The sequence below is a fragment of the Blautia sp. CGZ-1-C1 genome (assembly GCF_056504575.1).
The window spans coordinates 1-4,224 of the sequence record NZ_JBWLUT010000201.1; the positions used below are offsets into that span (position 1 = coordinate 1).

The following is a 4,224-nucleotide window of genomic DNA, read 5'->3' on the forward strand; positions in this document are numbered from 1 at the left end:
GCAGTAGAATTACAGAATATTAGCACAAAATTCATCAAATAATCTCCCCATCATGATTATTTCTATAAAGTTATATTCGGATATTTTTTAAGCCATACTATGGAATAATTAAATCGGCAACTTATGACCAAGACGGAAAAAAACAGCCTTCAGAAACTTAGAAAAGATCACTTGCTATAGAATTGTAATATGCTTCTTCTTTGACCCCTTATAAATACAAAAGCTGAACAAATAGGATTTTTCGTCCTACCTGTTCAGCTCTTTGTTTACCTGTAAATCAATTCTTTTAACACAATCTCTTCCGCTGCATTTTGGATATTATTTACAGCTCCAACCCACACCATCGTGATCACGAGCTTTCAATTCTTCCGTAACGCCTTGCTTCTCCATCATCTGACGCACCAGAATACCCATCCTCTCCTGTGCTTCATCATCCACAGCATTCAGATGTTTTGTCAATCTGTCTTCCAACATATACAGAGAATACATTGCCGGACGATGCTCTTTCAGATACGTTTTCCGAATCATTCCATATTTCCCATAATGCGGTTCTTCATCTGTACTGACAAGATTCGGATAGTAAATTCCGTCTGCTCCCAGTGTGTAGGTTCCACCCATCTTTTCAAATGTGCTTTTCATGTGTTATTCCTCCTTGAAATCAGCGATATCCTTAGATCATCGCAAAATATGTCAGGGCAGCCTTGATAGCATCTTCTTTCTCTTTCGGACACTGTGGCACTTTTGGATTTTCTGTCTTTGGCAGATTATAGTTCTCTCCTACTTCGATTCCACATTTCCTTTTGATTTGAGAAATATATAAATTTGAAACCTTCAAGCCAAATTCTTTCAGCACATAATCTTTGATTTCCTGATAGGTCGCTTTCGTCTCTGCACTGGTTGCATCCAGTTCATCTAAGTCTAAGTCGATCTCTATCGTGTCATCTGGTTTCTGTTGGGACAAAAGAACAACCGTCTCTACATGGACGGTCATACCAAATTGATCAACTGGGCAGACCTTTTTAAGTTCATACCCTCTCCCGCATAAATACTTCAAATCCCTGGCCAGTGTAGCACTGTCACAACTTACATACACAATCCTCTCCGGGTTCATCTCTATCATTGTCTCCAGCAGAGTCTCATCGCATCCTTTTCTCGGCAGATCTACTACTATAACATCTGCATAAACGCCATTTTTCTTATATTCTCTCGGCAGTACTTCTTCCGCTTTGCCTACAAAGAATTCTGTATTCTCCAGCCCGTTAAGTTTCGCGTTCTCTTTTGCATTTTCAATTGCCGCCGGCACGATTTCTACGCCGCGGACGAATTTCGCTCTCTGTGCGAGGAACAGGGAAATCGTTCCAATTCCACAGTACAGATCCCAGACAGTTTCCTCTCCGTGAAGATCCGCATATTCCAGTGCTTTTGCATAGAGTTTCTGTGTCTGTCTCGGATTTACCTGATAAAATGACAGAGGAGAAATCTGATAAGAAATATCTCCGATCTTATCCGTAATATATTCCTGTCCCCAGAGCAGACGGATTTCTTCACCGAGGATTACATTGCTGCGTTTCTTATTCACATTAATCGTAATACTTGTCATTCCCGGAATTTCACGCAGAGATTCCACCAGAATATCCTCTTTCGTAAGTTTATTTCCGTTCAGAATCAGACAGACCATCACTTCTTTCGTAAAATACCCATAACGGATCAAAATATGTCTCACCAGTCCCTTGCCGGTTGCCTCATTATATGGCTCAATTCCATACTTTTCCATATGGCTGATCACACGGTCAAGTACCTCTTTATTCTCAGACACCCCCAGTGCACAGTCACGGTTTTCGATAATGTTATGAGTTCTTCCCGCATAGAAACCTGTGACGATCTTTCCTTCTTTATTTCTTCCTACAGGAAACTGTGCCTTGTTTCTGTAATGGAACAGCTCGTCCATTCCAATGATCGGCTCCATCGGAATATCGGTAAAGCCTCCGATTCTCTCCAGATGTCCTTTTACTTTATTTGTCTTAAATTCCAGTTGCTGATCATATGAAAGCGCCTGAAGCTGGCATCCGCCACACTGACGGGCAAATGCACATTTCGGCTCGACCCTGTAAGATGATGGTTTCACTACCTCCATCAGACGGCCATATCCATAGTTTTTCTTTGCCTTAATAATCTTCGCTGTTACTGTATCCCCGATTACTGCGTCCTTGACAAAAACGGTGAAGCCATCGGCTTTTCCGATACCTTCACCGTCAATTCCGCAATCTTCTATCTCTAACGTAACAAGATCGTTCTTACGAAATTCCATAAAGATTACACCTCTTTAGTTCTTCTTAAATTTGAGTCAAAAAGTCTGTTAAATCCAAGCCAGTCTTTCTTTCCTTTATCTGCTGCAAAAATCTCTGTGATGGTTTCCATCCTTGCATCTGTATTATCTGCAAGATTCAGAGCTACCGCTTCTACCAGTGCAGGTTTCTTCGGTGAACCATATTCCAATTCTCCGTGATGAGCCAGAATACAGTGGATCAGCTCATTCTTAAGCACTTCCGGAAATTCCGGAATCTGACTTGCAAGGTCATGAATCATCTGTGCTCCGATATAAATATGTCCCAGAAGCTGGCCTTCATCTGTATAATCATTTAATGGAAAGGAAGATAACTCTTTCGTCTTTCCGATATCATGGAGAAGGGAAGCAGTAATCAATAAATCTCTGTTAATGACCGGATATGCCTTTGACATATAATCACAAAGTCTGGTCACTCCCAGCGTGTGTTCCATCAGACCACCGATAAATCCATGATGTACGGTTTTGGCTGCGGAATGTCCCTCAAATGCTTTGATAAATTCTTCGTCTTCCACAAATAATTTCTTCAGAAGCGCAGAAAGATAAACATTCTCCACACTGTCAATAAATGCTTTCAGCTGGCTGTACATATCGTCTGTGCTGTTCTCGCTTACCGGAAGATAATCTGCAGGATTATATTCATCCTCGGCTGCTTTACGTACACGCTTGATATTTAGCTGCATAGCACCTGCAAAACTGGTCACATCTCCCACAACATCAATGTAATCCAGTGCATCAAAATCATCAATTCCCAGAGAATTCGGATCCCATATCTTACCATCCATAACTCCGGTCTTATCCTGAAGAATAATATTTTCATATGGTTTTCCGTTCTTCGTTACAGCGGACTGTTTCTGCTTGCACAGATAAATTCCGTTGATTCTGTCTCCCTCATGTAATTCATTTAAAAAACGCATAAAATCTGCCTCTCTATCTATCCTATAATTTTCAGCAGTTCATTTCTGAGATCATTCCATTCACTTATCTGTGAATTCTCATACTCAACCAGACTCTCCTGAACTATTTCTCAGTAACTGCTATTTTGTAATCCTTTTCCATATAATTTCCATTGGAACTTTTCCGCAGGACCGTTACTGTAACCTTTTCTCCTGCTTTCTTTGTCTGCAGATATATATAATAGGACTGCATACTCTCTATTTCATTTCCATCAATCTTGCTGATGATATCACCGCACTGAATCCCGGCTTTCATTGCCGGTGAATCTGTTTCTGTGCGTTCCACATATAGTCCATGATTGATTTTCAGCTGGCTGCACTGTGCCTGATTAATCTGTGTGCCATAAATTCCTGTGTATCTGACTTTCTCGTTATTAGCCAGTCTCTCTACCAGCGGAAGAATCTGTTCGGCGGAAAGTGCATGAATATTCGCTCCATCACTCTGACTTTCTTTCAGAATCATACCTGCCACATTTCCAGAAGTATCCAGAAGAATACCACTTCCGTCTTCACTTCCCTGCATGTCCGTAGCCAGTATTTCATATTCCGTATCAGCAGCCATCAGCTTCTCCGATATAGAAGTAACCATTCCATAAACGACCGCATCATCGTCACCTGCCGGGCTTCCGATTGCGATTACCATATCACTCTGCTTTGGACTGTCAATATCCGTCAGATCAGATACTACGATTTCCTCTCTCGTACTGTCATTAAGCTGGCTTTTCTTTACTGTTGCAACAGCCAGACCTGTATCCGCATCACCCTTACATAACTCACCGGAAACGGTAGAGCCATCTGCAAAAGTAATCTGCAATTCATGCAAGTTCTCCAGTTCTTCCTCATAGGTAAGGATATAAAACTGTGTATCTGTTTCCAGAAAAATCAGGCCTTCCGAATCGCCCTGCTGCATATAAGAATTATTCA

3 protein-coding genes and 1 pseudogene are annotated in these 4,224 nt (G+C 41.3%); all 4 read right to left on the reverse strand.

The window, feature by feature from the left end; all coding sequences use genetic code 11:
* Positions 1–266: 266 nt before the first annotated feature.
* A pseudogene (locus AC058W_RS17780) lies at positions 267–639 on the reverse strand (TnpV protein).
* Between the two features lie 31 nt (positions 640–670).
* Positions 671–2,308, reverse strand: coding sequence for a 23S rRNA (uracil(1939)-C(5))-methyltransferase RlmD (gene rlmD, locus AC058W_RS17785; protein WP_479390450.1), 1,638 nt, complete (start codon positions 2,306–2,308; stop codon positions 671–673).
* A gap of 5 nt (positions 2,309–2,313) precedes the next feature.
* Positions 2,314–3,261 carry a 3'-5' exoribonuclease YhaM family protein gene (locus tag AC058W_RS17790; protein WP_117675872.1) on the reverse strand — a complete coding sequence of 316 codons (948 nt, stop codon included), beginning with the start codon at positions 3,259–3,261 and terminating at the stop codon, positions 2,314–2,316.
* A gap of 103 nt (positions 3,262–3,364) precedes the next feature.
* A partial coding sequence (locus AC058W_RS17795; RefSeq protein ID WP_479390451.1) for a S1C family serine protease occupies positions 3,365–4,224 on the reverse strand: 860 nt, incomplete at its 5' end.

Bases quoted from the DNA above. Each gene is read 5' to 3' on its own strand.
- rlmD (WP_479390450.1), bottom strand. From the start codon at position 2,308: ATGGAATTTCGTAAGAACGATCTTGTTACGTTAGAGATAGAAGATTGC.
- AC058W_RS17790 (WP_117675872.1), bottom strand. From the start codon at position 3,261: ATGCGTTTTTTAAATGAATTACATGAGGGAGACAGAATCAACGGAATT.